Source organism: Pseudomonas medicaginis (assembly GCF_965119365.1).
Classification (GTDB): Bacteria; Pseudomonadota; Gammaproteobacteria; order Pseudomonadales; family Pseudomonadaceae; genus Aquipseudomonas.
Genome location: NZ_OZ221631.1, coordinates 5,160,447 through 5,183,904, shown reverse-complemented (window position 1 = coordinate 5,183,904; position 23,458 = coordinate 5,160,447). Strand labels below are relative to the sequence as shown.

General features: G+C 61.7%; 18 protein-coding genes, 5 tRNA genes and 1 pseudogene. 17 read left to right on the top strand and 7 right to left on the bottom strand.

What is annotated here, in order from left to right:
* Positions 1 to 165: 165 nt before the first annotated feature.
* From ACMTA2_RS22595 to ACMTA2_RS22585, 3 genes and pseudogenes are all read left to right on the top strand, one after another.
* The gene (locus tag ACMTA2_RS22595) at positions 166 to 1,482 is read left to right on the top strand and encodes a Na+/H+ antiporter family protein (protein ID WP_413795705.1); all 1,317 of its coding nucleotides are present in this window, start codon (positions 166 to 168) and stop codon (positions 1,480 to 1,482) included.
* Positions 1,483 to 1,740: 258 nt separating this feature from the next.
* Positions 1,741 to 2,514 (top strand): annotated as a pseudogene (locus tag ACMTA2_RS22590) (cache domain-containing protein); the annotation flags it as partial.
* A gap of 84 nt (positions 2,515 to 2,598) precedes the next feature.
* A complete protein-coding gene (locus tag ACMTA2_RS22585; RefSeq protein ID WP_370873826.1) occupies positions 2,599 to 3,420 on the top strand; it encodes a methyl-accepting chemotaxis protein in 822 nt (273 codons plus the stop codon).
* A gap of 242 nt (positions 3,421 to 3,662) precedes the next feature.
* Here ACMTA2_RS22585 and trhP read toward each other — a convergent pair whose 3' ends face one another.
* Positions 3,663 to 4,988 (bottom strand): prephenate-dependent tRNA uridine(34) hydroxylase TrhP, encoded by a 1,326-nt coding sequence (gene trhP / locus ACMTA2_RS22580; protein WP_413791844.1) that lies wholly within the window; start codon positions 4,986 to 4,988, stop codon positions 3,663 to 3,665.
* 146 nt (positions 4,989 to 5,134) lie between these two features.
* Here trhP and ACMTA2_RS22575 point away from each other — a divergent pair, with 146 nt between their 5' ends.
* A complete protein-coding gene (locus ACMTA2_RS22575; RefSeq protein ID WP_413791843.1) occupies positions 5,135 to 6,196 on the top strand; it encodes an AI-2E family transporter in 1,062 nt (353 codons plus the stop codon).
* Here the strand turns inward: ACMTA2_RS22575 and ACMTA2_RS22570 are convergent.
* The 3 genes from ACMTA2_RS22570 to ACMTA2_RS22560 all read right to left on the bottom strand — a co-directional run bounded on the left by ACMTA2_RS22570 (position 6,193) and on the right by ACMTA2_RS22560 (position 6,981).
* Positions 6,193 to 6,375, bottom strand: a complete 183-nt coding sequence (locus ACMTA2_RS22570) for a hypothetical protein (RefSeq protein ID WP_003203898.1) — start codon at positions 6,373 to 6,375, stop codon at positions 6,193 to 6,195. The genes ACMTA2_RS22575 and ACMTA2_RS22570 overlap by 4 nt on opposite strands.
* Before the next feature lie 89 nt (positions 6,376 to 6,464).
* The gene (locus tag ACMTA2_RS22565; RefSeq protein ID WP_014337442.1) at positions 6,465 to 6,659 is read right to left on the bottom strand and encodes a hypothetical protein; all 195 of its coding nucleotides are present in this window, start codon (positions 6,657 to 6,659) and stop codon (positions 6,465 to 6,467) included.
* A gap of 246 nt (positions 6,660 to 6,905) precedes the next feature.
* A tRNA-Asn gene (locus tag ACMTA2_RS22560) sits at positions 6,906 to 6,981 on the bottom strand.
* A gap of 234 nt (positions 6,982 to 7,215) precedes the next feature.
* Here ACMTA2_RS22560 and ACMTA2_RS22555 point away from each other — a divergent pair.
* Positions 7,216 to 7,443, top strand: a complete 228-nt coding sequence (locus ACMTA2_RS22555; RefSeq protein ID WP_018612405.1) for a hypothetical protein — start codon at positions 7,216 to 7,218, stop codon at positions 7,441 to 7,443.
* Positions 7,444 to 7,707: 264 nt separating this feature from the next.
* Here the strand turns inward: ACMTA2_RS22555 and ACMTA2_RS22550 are convergent, their stop codons facing one another.
* Positions 7,708 to 8,904 (bottom strand): amino acid aminotransferase, encoded by a 1,197-nt coding sequence (locus ACMTA2_RS22550; RefSeq protein WP_413791842.1) that lies wholly within the window; start codon positions 8,902 to 8,904, stop codon positions 7,708 to 7,710.
* Between the two features lie 332 nt (positions 8,905 to 9,236).
* Here ACMTA2_RS22550 and uvrB point away from each other — a divergent pair, with 332 nt between their 5' ends.
* From uvrB to ACMTA2_RS22495, 11 genes are all read left to right on the top strand, one after another.
* The gene (gene uvrB / locus ACMTA2_RS22545; protein ID WP_413791841.1) at positions 9,237 to 11,252 is read left to right on the top strand and encodes an excinuclease ABC subunit UvrB; all 2,016 of its coding nucleotides are present in this window, start codon (positions 9,237 to 9,239) and stop codon (positions 11,250 to 11,252) included.
* A 229-nt stretch (positions 11,253 to 11,481) separates the two neighbouring features.
* Positions 11,482 to 12,963, top strand: a complete 1,482-nt coding sequence (gene gltX / locus ACMTA2_RS22540; RefSeq protein ID WP_413791840.1) for a glutamate--tRNA ligase — start codon at positions 11,482 to 11,484, stop codon at positions 12,961 to 12,963.
* Between the two features lie 146 nt (positions 12,964 to 13,109).
* Positions 13,110 to 13,185 (top strand) — tRNA-Ala (locus ACMTA2_RS22535).
* A 79-nt stretch (positions 13,186 to 13,264) separates the two neighbouring features.
* Positions 13,265 to 13,340 (top strand) — tRNA-Glu (locus ACMTA2_RS22530).
* Between the two features lie 53 nt (positions 13,341 to 13,393).
* A tRNA-Ala gene (locus ACMTA2_RS22525) sits at positions 13,394 to 13,469 on the top strand.
* A 75-nt stretch (positions 13,470 to 13,544) separates the two neighbouring features.
* Positions 13,545 to 13,620: transfer RNA gene (locus tag ACMTA2_RS22520), tRNA-Glu, on the top strand.
* Positions 13,621 to 13,798: 178 nt separating this feature from the next.
* Positions 13,799 to 14,338 (top strand): TetR/AcrR family transcriptional regulator, encoded by a 540-nt coding sequence (locus tag ACMTA2_RS22515; RefSeq protein ID WP_413791839.1) that lies wholly within the window; start codon positions 13,799 to 13,801, stop codon positions 14,336 to 14,338.
* A gap of 29 nt (positions 14,339 to 14,367) precedes the next feature.
* Positions 14,368 to 15,201 carry an alpha/beta fold hydrolase gene (locus ACMTA2_RS22510; RefSeq protein ID WP_413791838.1) on the top strand — a complete coding sequence of 278 codons (834 nt, stop codon included), beginning with the start codon at positions 14,368 to 14,370 and terminating at the stop codon, positions 15,199 to 15,201.
* A gap of 85 nt (positions 15,202 to 15,286) precedes the next feature.
* Complete coding sequence (locus ACMTA2_RS22505) at positions 15,287 to 15,736, top strand: acyl-CoA thioesterase (RefSeq protein WP_413791837.1); 450 nt, start codon at positions 15,287 to 15,289, stop codon at positions 15,734 to 15,736.
* A 164-nt stretch (positions 15,737 to 15,900) separates the two neighbouring features.
* A complete protein-coding gene (locus ACMTA2_RS22500) occupies positions 15,901 to 16,860 on the top strand; it encodes a tRNA dihydrouridine synthase (RefSeq protein ID WP_413791836.1) in 960 nt (319 codons plus the stop codon).
* A 119-nt stretch (positions 16,861 to 16,979) separates the two neighbouring features.
* The gene (locus tag ACMTA2_RS22495; protein WP_053123476.1) at positions 16,980 to 17,432 is read left to right on the top strand and encodes an Hsp20 family protein; all 453 of its coding nucleotides are present in this window, start codon (positions 16,980 to 16,982) and stop codon (positions 17,430 to 17,432) included.
* A 209-nt stretch (positions 17,433 to 17,641) separates the two neighbouring features.
* Here the strand turns inward: ACMTA2_RS22495 and ACMTA2_RS22490 are convergent, their stop codons facing one another.
* Both ACMTA2_RS22490 and ACMTA2_RS22485 read right to left on the bottom strand, forming a co-directional pair.
* The gene (locus tag ACMTA2_RS22490) at positions 17,642 to 20,920 is read right to left on the bottom strand and encodes a sensor domain-containing protein (protein ID WP_413791835.1); all 3,279 of its coding nucleotides are present in this window, start codon (positions 20,918 to 20,920) and stop codon (positions 17,642 to 17,644) included.
* A gap of 69 nt (positions 20,921 to 20,989) precedes the next feature.
* Positions 20,990 to 21,880 carry a LysR family transcriptional regulator gene (locus ACMTA2_RS22485; RefSeq protein WP_413791834.1) on the bottom strand — a complete coding sequence of 297 codons (891 nt, stop codon included), beginning with the start codon at positions 21,878 to 21,880 and terminating at the stop codon, positions 20,990 to 20,992.
* Between the two features lie 157 nt (positions 21,881 to 22,037).
* Between ACMTA2_RS22485 and leuC the strand changes: the two genes are divergently transcribed.
* Positions 22,038 to 23,456, top strand: coding sequence for a 3-isopropylmalate dehydratase large subunit (gene leuC / locus ACMTA2_RS22480; RefSeq protein ID WP_413791833.1), 1,419 nt, complete (start codon positions 22,038 to 22,040; stop codon positions 23,454 to 23,456).
* Positions 23,457 to 23,458 lie beyond the last annotated feature (2 nt).

The following is a 23,458-nucleotide window of genomic DNA, read 5'->3' as shown; positions in this document are numbered from 1 at the left end:
ACGCCATCGCGAGCAAGCTCGCTCCCACAGGGGGGCGGCGGTGGTAGTCAATATTGCGAGATTTGAAAACCCGCCCCACGGCCCTTGCAGCTTGCCGTCGCTTGCTGCAAAGTCGCGACCTTTTTGTCCGGTGGCTTTCCATCGCTGTGCTCTGAGGTAACGATGATAAATGCAGTAATTGCCGCGGTTGGCGTCATGCTGGTGCTCAGCTTGTCCCGCGTGCACGTGGTGATCGCGCTGATTATCGGCGCGTTGGTGGGCGGCCTGACGGGCGGCCTGGGGATCGAGGCGACGCTCAAGGCGTTCAATGCCGGCCTGGGCGGAGGGGCGACAGTGGCGTTGTCCTACGCCTTGCTCGGTGCCTTCGCCGTGGCGATTGCCAAGTCCGGCATGGCCCACGCCCTGGCGGACAAAGCCCTGGCCCTGGTGGATCGCCAGGATGCCGCTGGCGGCACGAGCGTCAAGTGGGTGCTGATCGGTCTGCTGGGGACGGTCGCGGTTGCTTCCCAGAACGTCCTGCCGATCCATATCGCGTTCATCCCGCTGCTGGTGCCGCCGCTGCTCTACGTCCTGACCAAGTTGCAACTGGACCGCCGCCTGATCGCCTGCGTCATGACCTTCGGTCTGATCACGCCCTACATGTTCCTGCCGGTGGGCTTTGGCAACATCTTCCTCAATGAAATCCTGCTGGCCAATGTCGCTCGCAGCGGCGTCGACATCAGTGGCATCACGGTCACCCATGCCATGGGTATTCCGGCGTTGGGCATGGTGTTTGGCCTGGTGCTGGCGTTTATCACGTACCGCAAGAAACGCGTCTATGACCTGAAGCAGATCGCCAAGGCCGAGCAAGTGGCGGTGCGCTACAACCCGCTGAGCCTGATCGTGGCCGGGCTGGCGGTGGCGGCGGCATTCGCGATCCAACTGCTGGTGGACTCGATGATCATCGGTGCCCTGGTCGGGTTCCTGATTTTCTCGCTGTCGGGGGTGGTGCGCTGGCGCGAGGCGGACGACCTGTTCACCGAAGGCATGAAAATGATGGCGATGATCGGCTTTATCATGATCGCCGCTTCAGGGTTTGCCGAAGTGATGAAGGCCACCGGTGAAGTCCAGAGCCTGGTGGAAGCCTCGGCGGCCTGGATCGGCCACAACAAAGGCGTCGGCGCGCTGATGATGTTGCTGGTGGGGCTGCTGGTGACCATGGGCATCGGCTCGTCGTTTTCCACGGTGCCGATCCTGGCGACGATTTTCGTGCCACTGTGCCTGCAATTGGGCTTCAGCCCGCTGGCGATCGTCTGCATCGTCGGCACCGCCGGCGCCCTGGGCGATGCCGGCTCGCCCGCCTCGGACTCGACCCTGGGCCCGACCTCCGGCCTGAACATCGACGGCCAGCACCATCACATCTGGGACACCGTGGTCCCGACCTTCATCCACTACAACCTGCCGCTGCTGGTGTTTGGTTGGGTGGCGGCGATGGTCTTGTAGGGCTGATTCAACAGGGCTCAAGGACCGAGTCGCACCCTTCGCGAGCAAGCCCGCTCCCACACTGGATCTGTAGTGAACACAAAATATGTGTACACCAGCGATCCCTTGTGGGAGCGGGCTTGCTCGCGAAGAGGCCTTTGAATCCAGCGAAGAAGTTGCTGCCTGACGCGATAGCCGGTTAAACCTGTCCTACAGTTTTGCCGCGCGGTGCCGTTAATACAGCTAACCACGCCAATAACACCAACAAGAGTGAACAGCATGCGCCTGAGCCTGAAGGCTAAAGTCCTGTCCCTTGCGATACTGCCGGTATTGCTGTCCGCCGTGATCATCAGCCTGACCACGGCTTTCATCTTGAAGGAGCAAGCGAGTAAAGAAGTCCAGCAGACCCGTGAACGCCTGCTCAGCGACGCCAAGGCCACGCTGCAGAATTACGTGGCGGTGGGCCTTACCGCGATCAAGCCACTCTACGATGCCGCCGCGCCTGGCGATAACGAGGCGCGCGCTCAGGCGATCAAGCTGCTGTCGAATATCACCTATGGCAAGGACGGCTATTTCTTCGGATACGATTCCGAGACCATTCGTCTGTTCAAGGCCAACAGCCCCGATGGCGTGGGCAAGAGTTTCAAGGACAACCGCGACCCGAACGGTGTCTACGTCAACCGTGACCTGGTGAAAGTCGCCAAGGACGGGACGCATTACCTGGAATACAGCTCGCCGCTGCCCGGCAGCAAGGACCTGGTACCCAAGCTCGGCTACACCGAATACCTGCCCAAGTGGGACCTGGCGGTCGGTAGCTCGGTCAACCTGGACGGCATCGAAGCACAGGTGGCGCTGGTGGAAGCCAAGGTCCACGATCGCCTGCAAGGCGTGATATTGAGCATCGTCGGGATCGCCGCGGTGGTGTTGCTGGTGATTGCCGTGGTAGGCCTGGTGCTTGCCAACACGATCCTGCGTCCCCTGCACCTGATGAAAAACAACCTCGACGACATCGCCGCCGGTGAGGGTGACCTGACCCGTCGCCTGGCGATCACCAGCCAGGACGAGCTGGGCCAACTGGCCGGTTCGTTCAACCGCTTCGTCGACAAGATCCACGGCCTGGTGCGGCAGATCACCGACATGACCTCGCAACTGACCGGGCTGGTGACGCAAGTCTCCGAGCAGGCCCAGCGCTCCGAGCAGGCCATGGAACGCCAGCGCCACGAAACCGATCAGGTCGCCACGGCGATCAACGAGATGTCCTCGGCGGCCCAGGAAGTCGCCCGTAGCGCCCAGGGTGCCGCCGTCGCGGCCCAGCAGACCGACGAGGAAGGCCAATCGGCCAAGCGCGTGGTGGCCGGCAGTATCCAGCAGATTCATGCGTTGGTGAACGATATTCGCAGCAGTGGCGTGTCCCTGGACAGCCTGCAGCAGGACGTGGCGTCGATTGTCAGTGTGCTCGGGGTGATTCGTTCGATCGCCGAGCAGACCAACCTGCTGGCCCTCAACGCTGCCATCGAGGCGGCGCGTGCGGGCGAGGCCGGGCGTGGGTTCGCGGTGGTGGCCGATGAAGTGCGGGCCCTGGCCAGCCGGACCCAGCAAAGCACCCAGGAAATCCAGGGCATGATCGACCGCCTGCAATCCGGCACCCATGCGGCGGTGGAAGCGATGCGCCGTTCCAGCGAGGCCGGCGACGGCACCTCGGAACGGGCCAACGAGGCCGGCGCCTCCCTGGACACCATGGCGCAACTGATCGGCACCATCAACTCGATGAACGCCCAGATCGCCAGCGCTGCCGAAGAACAGACCGCGGTGGCCGAGGAAATCAACCGCAGCGTGCACCAGATCGCCGTGGCCGTGGACAGCGTCGCCGACGAAACCCAACTCGGCGCCCAGACGTCCCGCAGCCTGGCCGACCTGGGCCAGCGCCTGGGTCAACTGGTGGGGCAGTTCCGGATCTGACCCGGCGCAGCAGGAGCTGCCGAAGGCTGCGATCTTTCGCTCTCGATCCAGATGTCTTCACCTGGGCAACCGGGTCTTATCGAGAAAGAAGGATCGCAGCCTTCGGCAGTTCCTGCCGTGCTTCACAAGCGCAAACCGCTACAAAACCCTGTGGGAGCGAGCTTGCTCGCGATAGCGCTGGATCAGCCTACATTCATTTGGCTGACACACCGTCATCGCGAGCAAGCTCGCTCCCACAGGGGCTACGGCTCGCGCACATCGCGCATCAACAACCCGAACCGCAGATCCACCGCATCCGGGATCGGCACATAAACCACATGCCCATCCCCCGGTGCCACGTCGATGCCCTGGCCCTTGACGTTCTGCAACTGATGCAGGTCGAAGTGGAAGTTGCCCTTGGGGGTCATCAGTTCCATGTGATCGCCCAGGCCAAAGCGGTTCTTCACCCGCACTTCGGCCAGGCGTTCGCGCCGTTCGCCGGTCAGTTCGCCGACGAACTGCTGGCGCTCCGACACCGAGCTGCCGTTCTGGTAGTTCTGGTATTCGTCGTGCACGTGGCGTCTTAGAAAACCTTCGGTGTAGCCGCGCTGGGCCAGCGACTCCAGGTCGGTCATCAGGCTGCGATCAAAATTCCGGCCGGCCACCGCGTCATCGATGGCGCGGCGATACACCTGGGTGGTGCGCGCGCAATAGAAGTGCGACTTGGTCCGGCCTTCGATCTTCAGGGAATGCACGCCCATGCGCGCCAGGCGCTCGACATGTTGCACGGCCCGCAAGTCCTTGGCATTCATGATGTAGGTGCCGTGCTCGTCCTCGAAGGCCGGCATGGACTCTTCCGGGCGGTTGGCTTCCTGGAGCAAAAACACTTGGTCGGTGGGCGCGCCGAGGCCCAGGGTCGGCTCGGGCTGATAGCTCTGCACAATGTCGCCCACGGCGTTTTCCACCGCCGGTTGTGCCGAATATTTCCAGCGACAGGCGTTGGTGCAACTGCCCTGGTTGGCGTCGCGCTTGTTCAAATAGCCGGACAGCAGGCAGCGCCCGGAATAAGCCATGCACAGCGCTCCGTGGACGAACACTTCCAGCTCCATGGCCGGCACCTGCTCGCGGATCTCGGCGATTTCCTCCAGGGACAGTTCCCGGGACAGGATGATCCGGCTCAAGCCCTGCTGCTGCCAGAACTCGACGCTTGCCCAGTTCACCGTGTTGGCCTGCACCGACAGGTGAATTGGCATCTTCGGAAAATGCCGGCGAACCAGCATGATCAACCCCGGGTCGGACATGATCAGCGCGTCCGGCGCCATGGCGATCACCGGTTCGAGGTCTTTGAGGAAGGTCCGCAGCTTGGCGTTGTGCGGGGCAATGTTCACCACCACGTAGAAGCGCTTGCCCATGGCCTGGGCCTCGGCAATGCCCAAGGCCAGGTTCGCGTGGTCGAATTCGTTGTTGCGCACCCGCAGGCTGTAGCGTGGCTGGCCGGCGTATACCGCATCGGCACCGTAGGCAAAGGCATAACGCATGTTTTTCAGGGTGCCGGCGGGCGCCAGCAGTTCGGGGGCGGCGAGGGTCATGGTGGGGTCAGTCGCAAAAAGCGGGGAGGGTACGCCAGGGCCGGTCGGAGCTTATTGACTTGAATCAATGCGCGGCGCAAATGTGAAGGCACTCCGGCGTGTCCTGGCTGACTAATGTGTATCCCGCCTTTGGACACGGAAAGCTGATGAATCGAAAGATGCTGCAAAACAAAGCCCAGATGTTGCTGCTGGTGCTGGTCACGGTCGCCTTCATCTGGATTCTGCTGCCGTTTTATGGCGCTGTGTTCTGGGCGGTGATCCTGGGTATTGTCTTTGCGCCCATGCAGCGCCGCCTGCAGTTGAAGTTCGGTTGGCACCGCAATGTCACTTCGTTGTTCACCTTGAGCACCTGTGTCGTCATCGCGATCCTGCCGGTCATTGTCATCAGCATGTTGCTGGTCCAGGAGGGCACGGCGCTGTACAAGAGCCTGGAAAGCGGAGAGCTGGACATCGCCGATTACCTGGCCCGCTTCAAGGAGGTCTTGCCACCGTACTTCCAGCACTTGCTGGACCGCTTCGGCCTGGGCAACCTGAACGGCCTGCGCGACAAGATCGCCAAGAGCGCGATGCAGGGCAGCGAGTTCTTCGCCACCCAGGCCTTCAGTTTCGGGCAAGGAACCTTCCAGTTCCTGGTCAGCTTCTTCGTGATGATCTATCTGCTGTTCTTCTTTCTGCGCGACGGCGCGGAGCTGGTGCGCAAGGTGCGCACGGCCATTCCCTTGGCGGAACACCAAAAGCGCCGCTTGCAGCTGAAATTCAATCGGGTGGTGCGCGCCACGGTGAAAGGCAACCTGCTGGTCGCTATCAGCCAAGGGGCGCTGGGTGGGCTGATCTTCTGGATCCTGGGGATTCCCACTGTGTTGCCCTGGGCGGTGCTGATGGCGTTCCTGTCGCTGTTGCCGGCGGTGGGGGCGGGGCTCGTCTGGGCGCCGGTGGCGGTGTATTTCCTGCTCTCGGGGGCGATCTGGCAGGGCGTGGTGCTGACGTTGTTCGGGGTGTTCGTGATCGGCCTGGTGGACAATTTCCTGCGGCCGATCCTGGTGGGCAAGGACACCAAGATGCCCGACTACATGGTGTTGGTTTCGACCCTGGGCGGGCTGGCGGTGTTCGGGCTGAACGGCTTCGTGATCGGGCCGCTGATCGCTGCGCTGTTCATGTCGTGTTGGGCCTTGTTCGTCGAAAGCACGCCACGCGTACAGTTGCCCTAGGCGCTCAGCAGGTAGGGGCCGATGCGTTGCGACAGCGCCTGGGCGGCGGGCAGTGAAGTCAGCGGGCCGCTGATGGTCACGCCGTCCTGCACCAGATACCAGCAGGCCAGCAACCCGAGCTCCCTGAGCGGGGCGGGGACGGCGCTGCCAATGACAGACATGATTTGAACCTTGGGCATGGGAAACCTCCATCAATCGATGGGGCTACCTTACGGCTCGGAGGGAAGGGCGAAAAATCAACGGGCTCAATAGTAGGAATCGATGCCGCTCAATCGACGACCAGGTCGAGCATGTGCACCACTTCCTGCTCACTGAGCAGGCCCTTGCGCACCAGGTTTTCCGCCAGCAGGGACAGGAACTTGGCATTGCGGTGGCCTTCCAGCTGCTTGAGTTCGGTCAGTACGTTGTACACCTTGCTTGAGGTGCACAGGCCGACAATGCGATGGGGGTTTTGCGTGGGCATACCTTCGTCCTTGTTGTTATGAAGCTGTTGTTGGCGGACAGAGCCAGTTTGCGGCCCTGTCGTGACGCTCACGTGACAGCCTGGGTTGTAGGAAAAACAAAGCAGGATTCAGACCATAATGCCTTTTTGGCGCCGGATTATTGTTCCCGTAGCGACCTCTACAGGCTTTTTCAACCAGCAGCCTTTTTCTTTCGCCCACGAAAAAGCCCCTGAATCTTTCGATTCAGGGGCTTTTTTATTGCTGTCTGGCTCCACGACCTGGACTCGAACCAGGGACCCAGTGATTAACAGTCACTTGCTCTACCAACTGAGCTATCGCGGAATGGCGCGTATGTTACTGATTGGAAAAGAGAAGTCAAGTGTCTATTGGCGAACGGCGCATTCCAGATGTCCATTGAGGGTCAATCAGTGATTGGCAGTTACCGCAGGGCGGGAGAGGGCTACCATGGTTGCCCGGAAGTGGCAGGACGCGCTGCCGGCCATTCGCCGACATTGAGGTATTAGCCATGAACCACCTGTTACCACTTCACACAGCCCGTTGCGCCGAGGTGTGCTTGTGAGCACCGCCCAGATCAGTTTGCCCAAGGGTGTGGGGCCTCACGCCGAGAAACTGTACGACGCCATCACCCAGGCGAGCACGGCCGAAGAACTGAACCGCGCTGGTGGCAAGGCCGAGGGTTTTGTCCTGGGGCTGGAAAGTACCAAGGCGATCAAGAGCCAGGTGGCCGAGTCGCTGTATGTCATCTATGACGATGCAGCGAGTCAGCGGGCGACGGAGTTGTAGTCGCGATGCATTTTGCTCGTATAGGAAATGCAGGGCTGGATGCTTTTTGTGGCGAGGGGATTTATCCCCGCTGGGCTGCGTAGCAGCCCTGAAATCAGCAACGGATGTAGGAGGTTAATAACTTCAAGCACCTGGGGCTGCTTCGCAGCCCAGCGGGGATAAATCCCCTCGCCACAGGTTCTGGTGTGTGCCTGTTTTCATAGGCTTAGACAGTCAAAAAAAAAACGGGAAGCCATGGCTTCCCGTTCTTCATCCCAACGACCTTCAGATCACCTGGACGATGGCCTTGGTCACCGCATCGATGTTGTTCTGGTTCAGCGCGGCCACGCAGATGCGGCCGGTGTCCAGGGCATAGATGCCGAACTCGTTGCGCAGGCGCGTCACTTGTTCGACGGTCAGGCCGGAGTAGGAGAACATCCCGCTCTGGCGCGCGACGAAGCTGAAGTCATGCTGTGGGGCGGCCTTGGCCAGCATGTCGACCATCTGGTCGCGCATGCCGCGAATCCGCAGGCGCATTTCGGCCAGTTCGGCTTCCCATTGGGCGCGCAGCTCCGGGCTGTTGAGCACGGCGGCGACGATGCTGGCGCCGTGGGTTGGCGGGTTGGAGTAGTTGGTGCGGATCACGCGCTTGACCTGGGACAGCACACGGGCACTTTCTTCTTTCGACTCGCTGACGATCGACAGGGCGCCGACGCGCTCGCCGTACAGGGAGAACGACTTGGAGAAGGAACTGGAGGCGAAGAAGGTCAGCCCCGATTCGGCGAACAGGCGCACGGCCGCCGCGTCTTCGTCGATACCTTCGCCAAAGCCTTGGTAGGCCATGTCCAGGAACGGCACGTGGTTTTTGGCCTTGACCACGGCCAGCACGTTTTTCCAGTCTTGCGGGCTCAGGTCCACGCCAGTCGGGTTGTGGCAGCAGGCGTGCAGCACAACGATCGAGCGGTCGGGCAGGGCGTTGAGGTCTTCCAGCAGGCCGCTGCGGTTCACGTCGTGGGTGGCGGCATCGTAGTAGCGGTAGTTCTGCACCGGGAAGCCGGCGGTTTCGAACAGGGCGCGGTGGTTTTCCCAGCTCGGGTCACTGATGGCGACGACGGCGTCAGGCAGCAGTTGCTTGAGGAAGTCGGCACCGATCTTCAATGCGCCAGTGCCGCCCACGGCCTGGGTGGTGATGACGCGACCGGAAGCGATCAGTGGCGAGTCCTTGCCAAACAGCAAGGTCTGCACGGCCTGGTCGTAGGCGGCAATGCCGTCGATCGGCAGGTAACCCCGGGAAACGTGCTGAGCCACGCGAATCGTCTCGGCCTCGACCACGGCGCGCAGGAGTGGAATGCGCCCCTCCTCGTTGCAGTAAACACCCACCCCCAGGTTGACCTTATTGGTACGGGTGTCGGCGTTGAAAGCTTCGTTGAGGCCCAGGATGGGATCGCGGGGTGCCAATTCGACAGCGGAAAACAGGCTCATTAGTGCGCGGCTCTGAATGGAGAGTGAGGGGACGTGTGACGCTCCAGCCGAATGCACTAGAGCGGTGCACAAACGGGGAGCTAGTATAGAGGCCATCACCCTGCACGGCGACAGGCGATTCGGCTTTTAGGTTAAGTTTTTTCGATTTTTTTCGACCGTTAGTCCTCTTGCCGCGTCAAAGCCTCCAAGGCGTGTAGGACGTCCGTCTTGAAAGCGAAGGCATTCACCTCCACATTGTGTGCATCCCAGCTTTTTCCTCGGGCGACATCAGTCGTTTCGGTCTTTCTCGTTCCTGTCGGCTGGCCGACAGGGGTGAATCCAGAGGTTATGCCATGTCTGAATTCCAGCTAGTCACCCGCTTCCAGCCCGCCGGCGATCAGCCGGAAGCCATCCGCCTGATGGTCGAAGGCATCGAGGCCGGGCTGGCGCACCAGACGTTGCTCGGTGTGACCGGCTCGGGCAAGACGTTCAGCATTGCCAACGTGATCGCCCAGGTGCAGCGCCCGACCCTGGTACTGGCGCCGAACAAGACCCTGGCGGCCCAGCTGTACGGGGAGTTCAAGGCGTTTTTTCCGAATAACGCCGTGGAGTACTTCGTTTCCTACTACGACTACTACCAGCCCGAGGCCTACGTGCCGTCGTCGGACACCTTCATCGAGAAGGATGCCTCGATCAACGACCACATCGAACAGATGCGACTGTCGGCGACCAAGGCGTTGCTCGAGCGCAAGGACGCGATCATCGTCACCACGGTGTCGTGCATCTACGGCTTGGGCAGCCCGGAAACCTACTTGAAAATGGTGCTGCACGTGGACCGCGGCGACAAACTCGACCAGCGCGCCTTGCTGCGGCGCCTGGCGGACTTGCAGTACACCCGCAACGACATGGATTTTGCCCGGGCAACGTTCCGGGTGCGCGGCGATGTGATCGACATCTACCCGGCGGAATCGGACCTGGAAGCGATCCGCATCGAGCTGTTCGACGATGAGGTGGAGAGCATTTCGGCGTTCGATCCGCTGACCGGCGAAGTGATCCGCAAGTTGCCGCGCTTCACCTTCTACCCCAAGAGCCACTATGTGACGCCCCGGGAAACCCTGCTGGACGCCATCGAAGGGATCAAGGTCGAGTTGCAGGAGCGCCTGGAGTACCTGCGGTCGAACAACAAGTTGGTGGAAGCCCAGCGTCTGGAGCAACGGACGCGGTTCGATCTGGAGATGATCCTGGAGCTGGGTTACTGCAATGGCATCGAAAACTACTCGCGCTACCTGTCGGGGCGTCCGGCGGGCGCGCCGCCGCCCACGTTGTATGACTATTTGCCGGCCGATGCCCTGCTGGTGATCGACGAGTCCCACGTCAGCGTGCCCCAGGTCGGCGCCATGTACAAAGGCGACCGTTCGCGCAAGGAAACCCTGGTGGAGTATGGCTTCCGCCTGCCTTCGGCGCTGGATAACCGGCCGATGCGCTTCGACGAATGGGAAAGCGTCAGCCCGCAGACGATTTTTGTCTCGGCCACCCCCGGCAACTATGAAGCCGAGCATGCCGGGCGGGTGGTCGAGCAAGTCGTACGGCCGACCGGTCTGGTGGACCCGCAAGTCGAGGTACGCCCGGCGTTGACCCAGGTCGATGACCTGCTCTCGGAAATCACCAAGCGGGTGGCAGTGGAAGAGCGGGTGCTGGTCACCACGCTGACCAAACGCATGGCCGAAGACCTCACGGATTACCTGGCCGACCACGGCGTGCGGGTACGTTACCTGCACTCGGACATCGACACGGTGGAGCGGGTCGAGATCATCCGCGACCTGCGCCTGGGCACCTTCGATGTGCTGGTGGGCATCAACCTGCTGCGCGAAGGCCTGGACATGCCGGAAGTGTCGCTGGTGGCGATTCTCGACGCCGACAAGGAAGGTTTCCTGCGCTCCGAGCGCTCGTTGATCCAGACCATCGGCCGCGCGGCGCGTAACCTCAATGGCCGGGCGATTCTGTATGCCGACCGCATCACCGGCTCCATGGAGCGGGCCATCGGCGAGACCGAGCGCCGTCGCGACAAGCAGATCGCCTTCAACCTGGCCAACGGCATCACGCCCAAGGGCGTGTTCAAGGACGTCGCCGACATCATGGAAGGCGCCACCGTGCCCGGCTCGCGCAGCAAGAAGCGCAAGGGCATGGCCAAGGCGGCCGAAGAGAGTGCCCGCTACGAGGCCGAACTGCGCTCGCCCAGCGAAATCACCAAGCGCATCCGGCAGTTGGAAGAGAAGATGTACCAACTGGCCCGGGACCTGGAGTTCGAAGCGGCGGCGCAGTTGCGCGACGAGATTGGCAAGTTGCGCGAGCGGTTGCTGGCTGTCTGAGGTTGTGTGGCGACCTTAAGGGCCTCATCGCGAGCGCTCGCTCCCACAGTGGGCCGCGTCGTCCAGGCTGCAATCGGTCTTCTGTGGGAGCGAGCTTGCTCGCGATGGGGGCGACTCGGTCTGACGACTGGCCACACAAATCCCGCTCTCACTGGAGCCCGCCTACCAACGCCTGTTACCATCCGCCCCTTGTTTGATCTTCGCTTTTATATTCTTTCCGAGACATGCCATGACCACCGTCCGCACCCGCATCGCGCCTTCGCCCACTGGCGATCCCCATGTCGGCACCGCCTACATCGCTTTGTTCAACTATTGCTTTGCCAAGCAGCATGGCGGCGAGTTCATCCTGCGGATCGAGGACACCGACCAGTTGCGTTCGACCCGCGAGTCCGAACAGCAGATCTTCGATGCCCTGCGCTGGTTGGGGATCGACTGGAGCGAAGGCCCGGACGTCGGCGGCCCGCACGGTCCGTACCGCCAGAGCGAACGGGGAGATATCTACCAGCAGTATTGCCAGCAACTGGTGGACATGGGGCATGCGTTCCCGTGTTTCTGCACTGCCGAAGAGCTGGACCAGATGCGCGCCGAGCAGATGGCTCGTGGCGAAACCCCGCGCTACGACGGCCGGGCGCTGCTGCTGTCCAAGGAAGAAGTCGCCCGTCGCCTGGCGGCCGGTGAGCCCCATGTGATCCGCATGAAGGTGCCGAGCGAAGGCGTCTGCGTGGTGCCGGACATGCTGCGTGGCGATGTCGAGATCCCATGGGATCGCATGGACATGCAAGTGCTGATGAAGACCGACGGCTTGCCGACGTACTTCCTGGCCAACGTGGTCGACGATCACCTGATGGGCATCACCCACGTCCTGCGCGGTGAAGAATGGCTGCCGTCGGCGCCGAAATTGATCCTGCTCTACGAGTACTTCGGCTGGGAACAACCGCAGCTGTGCTACATGCCGCTGCTGCGTAACCCGGATAAAAGCAAGCTGTCCAAGCGCAAGAACCCGACCTCGGTGACGTTCTACGAGCGCATGGGCTTCATGCCCGAGGCGATGCTCAACTACCTGGGGCGCATGGGCTGGTCGATGCCGGACGAGCGCGAGAAGTTCTCGCTGCAGGAAATGGTCGAGCATTTCGATCTGTCGCGCGTTTCCCTGGGCGGGCCGATCTTCGACGTCGAGAAGCTGTCGTGGCTCAACGGTCAGTGGCTGCGTGATCTGCCGGTGGAGGAGTTCGCCGCCCGGGTGCAGAAGTGGGCATTGAACCCTGGGTACATGATGAAGATCGCTCCCCATGTGCAGGGCAGGGTAGAGACCTTCAGCCAGATCGCCCCGCTGGCCGGCTTCTTCTTCGCAGGTGGTGTAACGCCGGACGCGAAGCTGTTCGAATCCAAGAAGCTTTCGGGCGACCAGGTCCGTCAGTTGATGCAGTTGATCCTGTGGAAGCTCGAAAGCCTGCGTCAGTGGGAAAAGGACAGCATCACCGCGACCATCCAGGCGGTGGTCGAATCCCTGGAGTTGAAACTGCGCGATGCCATGCCGCTGATGTTCGCCGCCATTACCGGTCAGGCCAGCTCGGTGTCGGTGCTCGATGCGATGGAAATCCTCGGGCCGGACCTGACCCGTTTCCGCCTGCGCCAGGCCATCGATCTGCTCGGTGGCGTGTCGAAGAAGGAAAACAAGGAGTGGGAAAAACTGCTGGGCGCGATCGCGTAAGCGGTCGATGAGGCAGGGCATGCCCCGGTTTTCCGGGGTTTGTCGGTAAGTGATTGTTATCCCGGCAAAAAATTTTCAAATTTGTTGAAAATAAATTTGACAGTCCTCCGATACGCCCTTAAGATTCGCCCCGTCCTCAGCGATGAGGGGCTATAGCTCAGCTGGGAGAGCGCTTGCATGGCATGCAAGAGGTCGACGGTTCGATCCCGTCTAGCTCCACCAATTTACACTTCAAGGCCTGGCCACACCGGTCTTGAAGCGATCAACACTCAGCGTTGATCAGTGGTATAGAAGGGTTTGCGTCCCCTTCGTCTAGTGGCCTAGGACACCGCCCTTTCACGGCGGTAACAGGGGTTCGAGTCCCCTAGGGGACGCCAGTTTTACAGAAGCGATGTTGCAAGATGTCGCTCCGCCGCGAGGCGAAAAATCCGGGGCTATAGCTCAGCTGGGAGAGCGCTTGCATGGCATGCAAGAGGTCGACGGTTCGATCCCGTCTAGCTCCACCAATTACAGGTTCAAGGTCTGGCCACACCGGCCTTGAATCGATCAGTTCTCAGCGCTGATCAAGTCAGAAGGTTTGTGTCCCCTTCGTCTAGTGGCCTAGGACACCGCCCTTTCACGGCGGTAACAGGGGTTCGAGTCCCCTAGGGGACGCCACGATTACCCGCTCTGCGGGATTTTATAAGGGTCATTCAATTCTTGAATGGCCCTTTTGTTTGTCTGGCGTTCGGCCAATTCCCTATCCTGAGAAAGTCTTCTGACCAGCGGTCAAAATCTCCGCTTGCGGAAAATTATTATAGGAATAATATTTTAGTCGTAATATTCGGAGGTGGCGATGAGCGATAAAAAGGCACAAACCCGTGAGCGCATTCTCAAGGCCGCCAGCGATGCGCTGATCCAGCGTGGGCCGGCAGAGCCGAGCGTGGGCGAGGTGATGGGCGCAGCCGGGCTGACAGTGGGGGGGTTCTACGCCCATTTCGAAAGCAAGGATGCCTTGATGCTGGAGGCCTTCAAGCAATTGCTCAATCGGCGCCGCGGCTTGATCGCCGATATGGACGGCGAGCTGACAGGCGAAGAGCGGCGTGCCCTGGTCGCCGCGTTCTATCTGTCCCGCAAGCACCGTGACTCCACCGAGCATGCCTGCCCGATCCCGGCGTCGGTCGGCGAGCTCGGCCGGCTGCCGGAGGCGTTTCGTGAGGTGCTCAATGAGCATATCGAGTTGATGGTCGCACAATTGGCGGCCAGCCCGGAGGACGCCGACAAAGCCCTGGCCGACATCGCCTTGATGGTGGGCGGCCTGGCCCTGGCCCGGGCATTGGGGCCGGGAGAGTTATCGGATCGTTTGCTGCGCGCCGCCAAGTCGGCCGTGCGTTGAACTGAGGCGCAAGCCCCTGGAGATGAGCGATGAACAGGTTGAGCTGGATTCGTAGCGTCAATGGCACGCTTGGCTGGGTGGCTCCGCAGCTGGTGGCGAAGCAGATGCGGTCGCTGTTCATGCGCCCTCGAAGTTTGCCGCCGCGGGATTGGGAGTTGCCGTTGCTGGCGACATCCGAACGTATCACCTTGCGCTTCGGTCTCTCGGCCTTGCGCTGGGGCAAAGGCCCGGCGGTCTTGCTGATGCACGGCTGGGAAGGGCGGCCGACCCAGTTCGCGGCGTTGATCACGGCCCTGGTGGATGCCGGTTACACGGTGGTGGCGCTGGACGGCCCGGCCCATGGTCGCTCGCCGGGGCGCGAGGCGAATGTCCTGTTGTTCGCCAGGGCCATGCTCGAAGCCGCGGCGGAGCTGCCGCCGTTGCAGGCCGTGATCGGGCACTCCATGGGCGGTGCCAGTGCCCTGTTGGCCGTCCAGTTGGGGTTGCGTACCGAGACGCTGGTCAGCATCGCCGCGCCCGCTCGCATTCTTGGGGTGCTGCGCGGTTTCTCCCGGATGATGGGCCTGCCACCCAAGGCGCGTTCGGCCTTCATCCGCCAGGTGGAAAGCGATGTGGGCATGCCTGCCTCGAAGATGGATGTCGCGCATTATCAACTGGACGTGCCGGGGTTGATCGTCCATGCCGAAGACGACACCTCGGTTTCGGTCAAGGAGTCGCAGTTGATTCATGAGGCCTGGTTCGACAGTCGTCTGCTGCGGCTGCCACAAGGCGGGCATCAGCGGGTACTGGCCGATCCACGTGTCATTGATGGGGTGTTATCACTGTTGGCCGGTCGCAGCCTGCAAGCGCGTCAATCGGCTTGAACTGTGAGAGCAAGGCTTGCCCGCGATGGCGGTCGAGCTCGGATCCGTTACACTGCCCCAATCCAAATTCGACCGGGAGAGGGGCATGGGCTGGGATCGGGCAACGCCATTCATCATTGATCTTCAGGTCAATGCCGAAGACATCGACGGGCTGGGCCACGCCAACAACGCGGTGTACGTTACCTGGCTCGAGCGCTGTGCCTGGCGCCATTCCCAGCGCTTGGGCCTGGATCTGGTGGAGTACCGACGCCTGGACCGCGCCATGGCGGTGGTGCGGCATGAAATCGATTACCTGGCAGCCGCCTATGAAGGCGACGAGCTGCAATTGGCGACCTGGATCGTCGACTGGGACCAGCGCCTGAAAATGACCCGGCAATTCCAACTGGTCCGCCCCAGTGACAACGCCACGTTGCTGCGGGCCCAGACCACCTTCGTCTGCATCGAGCTGTCCACTGGCCGGCCCAAGCGCATGCCGCCGGAATTCATCGAGGGGTATGGCCCCGCCCTGGAACCGTCCGGCATTCTCGTGGACTGACCCACCGCTATCGCGAGCAAGCTCGCTCCCACAGGGTTTGGTGGTGGGCTCTGATTCTGTGAGCGCCCTGGAGCCCGCCCCCACAAGGGATTTGTGCTGAATGCCGGATAGGTGAGCAAAATCCGGTAAACTGCCGCACGTTTTTTCGTCGAGTGTGTGTTTCCATGCAAATTGCCCTGGCGCCCATGGAGGGGTTGGTCGACAACATCCTGCGGGACGTCCTGACCCGAGTTGGCGGTATCGACTGGTGTGTCACCGAGTTCATCCGCGTCAACGACCGTCTGCTCACGCCGGCCTATTTCCATAAGCTCGCCCCAGAGCTGCTGACCGGTGCCCAGACGGCTGCCGGTGTGCCGTTGCGGGTGCAGTTGCTCGGCTCCGATCCGGTTTGCCTGGCGGAAAACGCGGCGTTGGCGTGTGAGTTGGGCTCGGAGGTGATCGACCTGAACTTCGGGTGCCCGGCCAAGACCGTGAACAAATCCCGGGGCGGGGCGGTGTTGCTCAAGGAGCCGGAGCTGCTCAACGAAATCGTCGAACACGTGCGTCGGGCGGTGCCAAAACACATTCCGGTCACCGCCAAGATGCGCCTGGGTTTCGATAGCCCGGACGGTGCGCTGGTGTGTGCCACGGCGCTGGCCGAAGGTGGCGCGGCGCATATCGTGGTGCATGCGCGGACCAAGGTCGACGGCTACAAGCCTCCGGCCCACTGGGAGTGGATTCCCCGGGTGCAGGAAGTGGTCAAGGTACCGGTGTTCGCCAACGGCGATATCTGGAGCGTGGACGATTGGCGCCGTTGCCGCGAAATCAGCGGTGTCGAGGACATCATGCTCGGTCGCGGCCTCGTTTCCCGCCCTGACCTGGCCCGGCAGATCGCCGCCGCCCGGGCTGGCGAGGACGTGGTCGAGATGTCCTGGGCCGAGTTGCAACCGATGCTCCATGACTTTTGGCAGCAGGTGGTCGAGCAGTTGACACCGCGCCAGGCCCCGGGCCGGTTGAAGCAGTGGCTGGCGATGCTGACCCGCAATTACCCCGAAGCGGTGGAGCTGTTTACCGCGCTGCGCCGGGAAACCGACCTGGACGCGGTGGGGCATTTATTGGGTGTGCGGCGCACCGAAGCGGCCTGAAAAAAATTCGAAAAAACCTCTTGAAAAGTTTTTGGCGGACCCTAGATAAGGGTTACGCGATGCCGAATTCGGGTCGCGGAGACAAAAAAACTTGCTGAATTTTTCAGGAGATTTGAATCATGAGTACTGCATTTTCGCTGGCCCCTCTGTTCCGTTCCTCGGTAGGCTTCGATCGCTTCAACGACTTGTTCGAAACCGCCCTGCGCAACGAACCAGGCAGCAGCTATCCACCCTACAACGTGGAAAAACATGGTGATGACGAGTACCGCATCGTGGTCGCCGCCGCCGGGTTCCAGGAAGAAGACCTGGACCTGCAAGTGGAAAAAGGTGTGCTGACCATCAGTGGCGGCAAGCGTGAAGCCAGCAACGACAGCGTCACCTTCCTGCACCAGGGCATTGCCCAGCGTGCGTTCAAGCTGTCCTTCCGGTTGGCCGATCATATCGAGATCAAGTCCGCCGGCCTGCGTAACGGTCTGTTGAGCATCGACCTGTTGCGAGTGGTTCCGGAAGAGGCCAAGGCCAAGCGCATCCCGATCAACGGTGCGCAGCAGCAACCCGCGCTGCAAAACTGATGCATCGCAGCTGAAGAAGGGCGCCTGATGGCGTCCTTCTTCATTCTGGAGATCAGTGGAAGACTAATTGTGGCGAGGGGATTTATCCCCGTTGGGCTGCGAAGCGGCCCCAAAAAAGAACAGCCGACGCTGTTTAGCCTGACACACCGAGGCGACTGCTTTTAGGGCTCCTTCGCCGCCCCGCGGGGATAAATCCCCTCGCCACACAATCATGGCAACAGCCGCTCAAACGCCTCAAGCGGTAGCGGTCGGCTGTGCAGATAGCCCTGGTACAAATGGCAATCGAGCCCTTGCAGGAACTGTAATTGCTCCAGGGTCTCCACGCCTTCGGCAATCATCACCAGGTTGAGGCTGCGGGCCATGGCGACGATGGCGCGGATGATTTCGGTGTCGTTGGGGTCGCTGGTGGCATCGCGCACGAATGACTGGTCGATTTTCAGCGTGTCCACCGGCAGGCGCTTGAGGTAGGTCAGCGATGAATAACCGGTGCCGAAATCGTCCATGGCGAAGCTCACGCCCAGTTTCTTGAGCCGGCGCATCTTGGCGATGGTGTCGTCCAGGTTCTGGATCACGATGCCTTCGGTGATCTCCAGTTTCAGCAGCGAGCAGGGCAGGCCGTGGGAGGTCAGGCTGTTTTCGATGCGTTCGACAAAGTCGCTCTGGCGGAACTGTCGTGGACTGATGTTCACGCACAGGCTGAATCGCTGCGGGTCGATCTTGCCCTTGGCGATCAGTTGCTTGAAGCCGTCGCAGGCTTCATCGAGGATCCAGGTCCCGACTTCGAGGATCAGGCCACTGTCCTCCAGTACTTTGATGAATTCGTTGGGCGATTGGGCGCCGAGTTCCGGGTGGTGCCAGCGCACCAGGGCTTCGGCGCCGATGATGCGGTTGTCCCGGGCATCGACCTGAGGCTGGAAGTGCACGCTGAACTCGCCGCGGGCCAGGGCCTGGCGCAGATCGGTTTCCATGCGCAGTCGTTCGCTGGCGGCTTTTTGCATGGTGGTGTGGAACATCTGCGAGGTGTTGCGTCCCGAATCCTTGGCGCGGTACAGCGCGATGTCGGCGCGCTTGAGCAAATCGGTGGGCGTGGTGCCGTGGTCGGGAATCAACGCGATGCCGATGCTCGGCGTGACTTGCAGGCGTTGACCATCGAGAAACATCGGTTCCGAGAGCAGTTCACGCAGGGTGTCGGCCAGGGTCTGCACTTGCTTGCTGACTTCGTTGCGCGAGCCTTCCAGGCCGCTGAGCAGCACCACGAACTCGTCGCCACCCAAGCGCGCTACGGTGTCTTCCAGGCGCACGCTGGCTTCCAGGCGTGCGGTGATGATTTTCAGCACGGTGTCGCCCACCGGGTGGCCGAGGGAATCGTTGATGTGCTTGAAGTGGTCCAGGTCGAGAAACAGCAGGGCACCACGCAAGTTATGGCGCTTGAGCAAGGCAATCTGCTGGCTCAGGCGGTCCATCAGCAAGGCCCGGTTGGGCAGGTTGGTCAGCGGGTCGTGATAGGCCAGGTGACGGATCTGGGCTTCGGCATTGCGCAGCAGGCTCACGTCCCGGGCGGTCAGCAGCAGGCACTCGGTTTCATTGAGGGTGATGGGCTCGACCGAGACTTCCACCGTGAGGATTTCCCCCCGTTTATTGCGTCCGAGCATTTCCTGGTGAACGACGCGGCCCTTGAGTTGCAGTTCGGCCAGCAGGGCGGCTCGCTGTTTTTCTTCGGCCCAGATCCCCACTTCATAGACCGTGCGCCCGATCACTTCGTCGGCGCGGTAGCCGGTCAACCGGCAGAAGCCGTCGTTGACCTCAAGGTAGCGACCGCTTTCGTGTTCAGTGATGGTGATGGCGTCGGGGCTGGAATGAAACGCTTTGGCGAATTTTTCTTCGCTGGCCTTGAGGGCGGCTTCGGAACGTTGTTGCTGGGTGATGTCGCGCAAGGTCGTGACGATGCACGGCTGGTTGCTGACGTTAATCTGCCGGCTGGAAATCACACACGTCAGCGGCTGGCCGTTCTTGTGGTGAACGACGATGGCGACATTGTTCAGCGATTGTTCGCGAATCACTCGTTCGATGCGTTGCAGGCTGCTGCCCGAAGCATCCCATAGGCCGATTTCGTCGGCGCTGAGGCCGATCACGTCGCGGGCGGTCCAGCCGAAGGTCTGGGTGAAGCTGGAGTTGATCTCGAGGAACCGGCCGCTGTCCTGATGGGTGACACAGATCGGGTCGGGACTGACCTGGAACAGCGTGGCGAATTTTTCTTCCGAGGCGGCCAGGCTTTGTTCGCGCTCCACCTGGTCGGTGATGTCCAGCAAGGTCCCGGCCATGCGCAAGGGGCTGCCGTCGTCGTTGCGGTAGAGGCGGGCGCGGCTTTCCAGGTAGCGCGAGCTGCCGTCGGGTAGCTGCACGCGGTAGGTCAACTGGTAGTTGCCCGCCGGGCCTTCCCGCAGGCTGCGATAGGCGTTGCGCATATTGTTGCGTTCTTCCGTGGGCACCCCCTCGAAAAACGCATCGAACGATTCGTGGAACGGCTTGGGTTCCAGGCCGTGAAGCTGCGCGGCCCGGGCCGAGCCGTAGAGCATGCCGCTGGGTATGTGCCAGTCCCAGGTGCCCAGTTGCGCCGAATCGAGGGCCAGGTCCAGGCGTTCCTGGCTGTCCTTGAGGGCCTGTTCGGCGAGTTTGCGCTCGGTGGTGTCGAGGAACGTGCTCAGCAGGTACGGCTGGCCTTCGAGTTCGACTTTCTGTGCACTGAGGATGCCGTTATGGATCTGGCCATTGCTGGCCCGGAACTCCACTTCCATGCTGGTCAGTTCGCCCTTGGCCTTGGTGGCCTCCACCAGTTTCGCCCGCTGCCCGGGGTCGACCCACAGGCCCAGCTCCAGGGTGGTGCGGCCGATCACGTCATGCACCGGCCAACCGAACAGGCTTTCGAAGTACTGGTTGGCCTCGCTGATCAGGCCGTCTTCCTGGCGGGTCAGCAAGACCATGTTCGGGCACAGATGAAAAAGCGTGGCGAAGCGTTTTTCCGAGCTGCGCAGCGCCTGTTCCCGCTCGCGCTGATGGGTGATTTCACGAATTACCCCGATCATGCGCGGCCGGCCGTGCTTGTCGGGCAGCACGCTGCCGCTGATTTCCAGCCAGTGCAGGCTGCCGTCGGGCCAGACGATGCGGTGATGCATCGCCTGTTCCAGCGGCGCCCCGGCTACTGCCGCATGGAAGGCGCGCACGGCCCTGGCCCGGTCTTCGGGCAGCAGCAGGTCGAGGTAATCCACGTCCGCCGGCAACGGTTGGCGCGGATCGAAGCCGAACAACGCCTGGGTGCCACGGGACCAGCTGATCTTCCCGCTGTCGATGTCCCACGACCAGGCCCCCAGCCGCGCACCGTTCAGGGCGGCCAGCAACTGTGGCGCGCTGTCCCAGCTTTGCTCGGACCGCTTCGGGTCGAGCGCCTGGATGCGCGGCAAGGGCGGGAGATGGTCAGCAGGTTTGGGCATTTCTAGAGAGCCTTGAGCGGGTTTGGGTAGTAAACACAAGCATTCAAGGCCCTACAGGCGCAGCACAACCTATGCCTTTGTCCCTGGCAAATCGATTTGTGCGTCCAGTAAGGCCATGAAAGCCCGTGCGGCATTCGATAGCGTCCGTTCGGTGTGCAAGATATAGCCTAGCTGGCGACTGAGTTGTATGCCCGGTAAAGGAATACGCGCCACTTGTTCATCGAGCATGGTGCGTGGCAGAACGCTCCAGGCCAGGCCTATGGAGACCATCATCTTTATGGTTTCCAGGTAATTCGTGCTCATGGCGATGTTCGGCGTCAGGCCCTGGGCCTCGAACAACCGTTGCACGATGTGGTGGGTGAAAGTGTTCCCCCCCGGGAACACCGCCGGATGCAGGGCAATGTCCGCCAGGCTCACTGCGCTGTTTTCCAGCAAGGCATGCTCCGGGGCGACCACGAAGTCCAGGGGGTCGTCCCACACCGGCGTGGCCCGTACCAGCGTGTGGGGTTCGGGGGCGAGGGTGATGACCGCCAGTTCCGCCCGGCCATGGAGGATTTCTTCATAGGCCACTTCCGAATCCAGGAACTGGATATCCAGCGCCACCTGGGGATAACGCCGGGTGAACGCCCTCAATAACGGCGGCAGGCGGTGCAGGCCGATGTGGTGGCTGGTGGCGAGCGTCAGCCGCCCGGTCACTTCGCCGGTCAGGTTGGTCAGGGCGCGGCGGGTGTCGTCCAGCACGTTGAGGATCTGATAGGCCCGCGGCAGCAGGGCCCGGCCGGCCTCGGTCAGGCCTACTTCACGGCCCAGGCGGTCGAACAGGCGCACCTTGAGTTGTTGTTCGAGGCCGGCAATCCGCTTGCTGATGGCTGGCTGGGTCAGGTGCAGGCGTTCGCCGGCACCGGAAAAACTGCCCGTCTCGGCGATGGCAATAAAGGCATTGAGGTTGGCGAGGTCCATGGCGGTTTTGGTCGGATTCCAGTTGGTTATGCAAAGCATGAAAAATATGAATTTGAGTTATTTAATGTAACCCCATAGGATCAGCCTCACAAGCCAAGGGGTTATTGATTCGTTCAAGGCCCGGGGCATAGAAACAAGCTGATGAGGAAACCGTCTGATGGCCGGCAAAACGCTCTACGACAAGCTCTGGGATTCGCATTTGGTCAAGCAGCGCGACGATGGCTCGGCGCTGATCTACATCGATCGTCACATCATCCACGAAGTGACGTCGCCGCAAGCCTTCGAAGGCCTGCGCCTGGCCGGGCGCAAGCCTTGGCGCATCGATGCCAACATCGCGACCCCGGACCACAACGTACCGACCACGCCGGAGCGCAAGGGCGGCATCGAAGCCATTGCCGACCAGGTCTCGCGCCTGCAGGTCCAGACCCTCGACGATAACTGTGACGAATACGGCATCGTCGAATTCAAGATGAACGATGTGCGCCAGGGCATCGTCCACGTCATCGGCCCGGAGCAGGGCGCGACCTTGCCCGGCATGACCGTGGTCTGCGGTGATTCCCATACTTCGACCCATGGCGCCTTCGGGGCCTTGGCCCATGGCATCGGCACGTCCGAGGTGGAGCACGTGCTCGCCACCCAATGCCTGGTCGCCAAGAAAATGAAAAACATGCTGGTGCGCGTCGAAGGCAAGCTGCCGTTCGGCGTGACTGCCAAGGACATCGTCCTGGCCGTGATCGGCAAGATCGGCACCGCCGGCGGTAACGGCCATGCCATCGAGTTCGCCGGCAGCGCCATCCGCGACTTGTCCGTCGAAGGCCGCATGACCATCTGCAACATGTCCATTGAGGCCGGTGCCCGCGTTGGCCTGGTGGCCGCCGATGAAAAAACCGTGGAATACGTCAAGGGTCGTCCGTTCTCGCCAAAAGGCGCGGAATGGGACATGGCGGTCGAGGCCTGGAAAGACCTGGTCTCCGATGCCGATGCCCAGTTCGACACCGTGGTCGAGCTCGACGCAACGCAGATCAAGCCGCAAGTCAGCTGGGGCACTTCGCCTGAGATGGTGTTGGCGGTGGACCAGAACGTACCGGATCCGGCCAAGGAAATGGACCTGGTCAAGCGCGATTCCATCGTCCGCGCCTTGAAATACATGGGCTTGAGCGCCAACCAGGCGATCACCGACATTCAGCTCGACCGCGTGTTCATCGGCTCTTGCACCAACTCGCGGATCGAAGACCTGCGCGCCGCTGCAGTGATCGCCAAGGGTCGCAAGGTGGCCTCGACCATCAAGCAGGCCATCGTGGTGCCAGGCTCGGGCCTGGTGAAGGCCCAGGCGGAAGCGGAAGGGCTGGACAAGATTTTCCTCGAGGCCGGTTTCGAATGGCGTGAGCCGGGGTGCTCGATGTGCCTGGCGATGAACCCGGACCGTTTGGAGTCGGGCGAGCATTGCGCCTCCACCTCCAACCGTAACTTCGAAGGCCGTCAGGGCGCCGGTGGTCGTACTCACCTGGTGAGCCCGGCCATGGCCGCGGCGGCGGCTGTCAACGGCCGTTTCGTCGACGTTCGCGAATTGATCTGAAG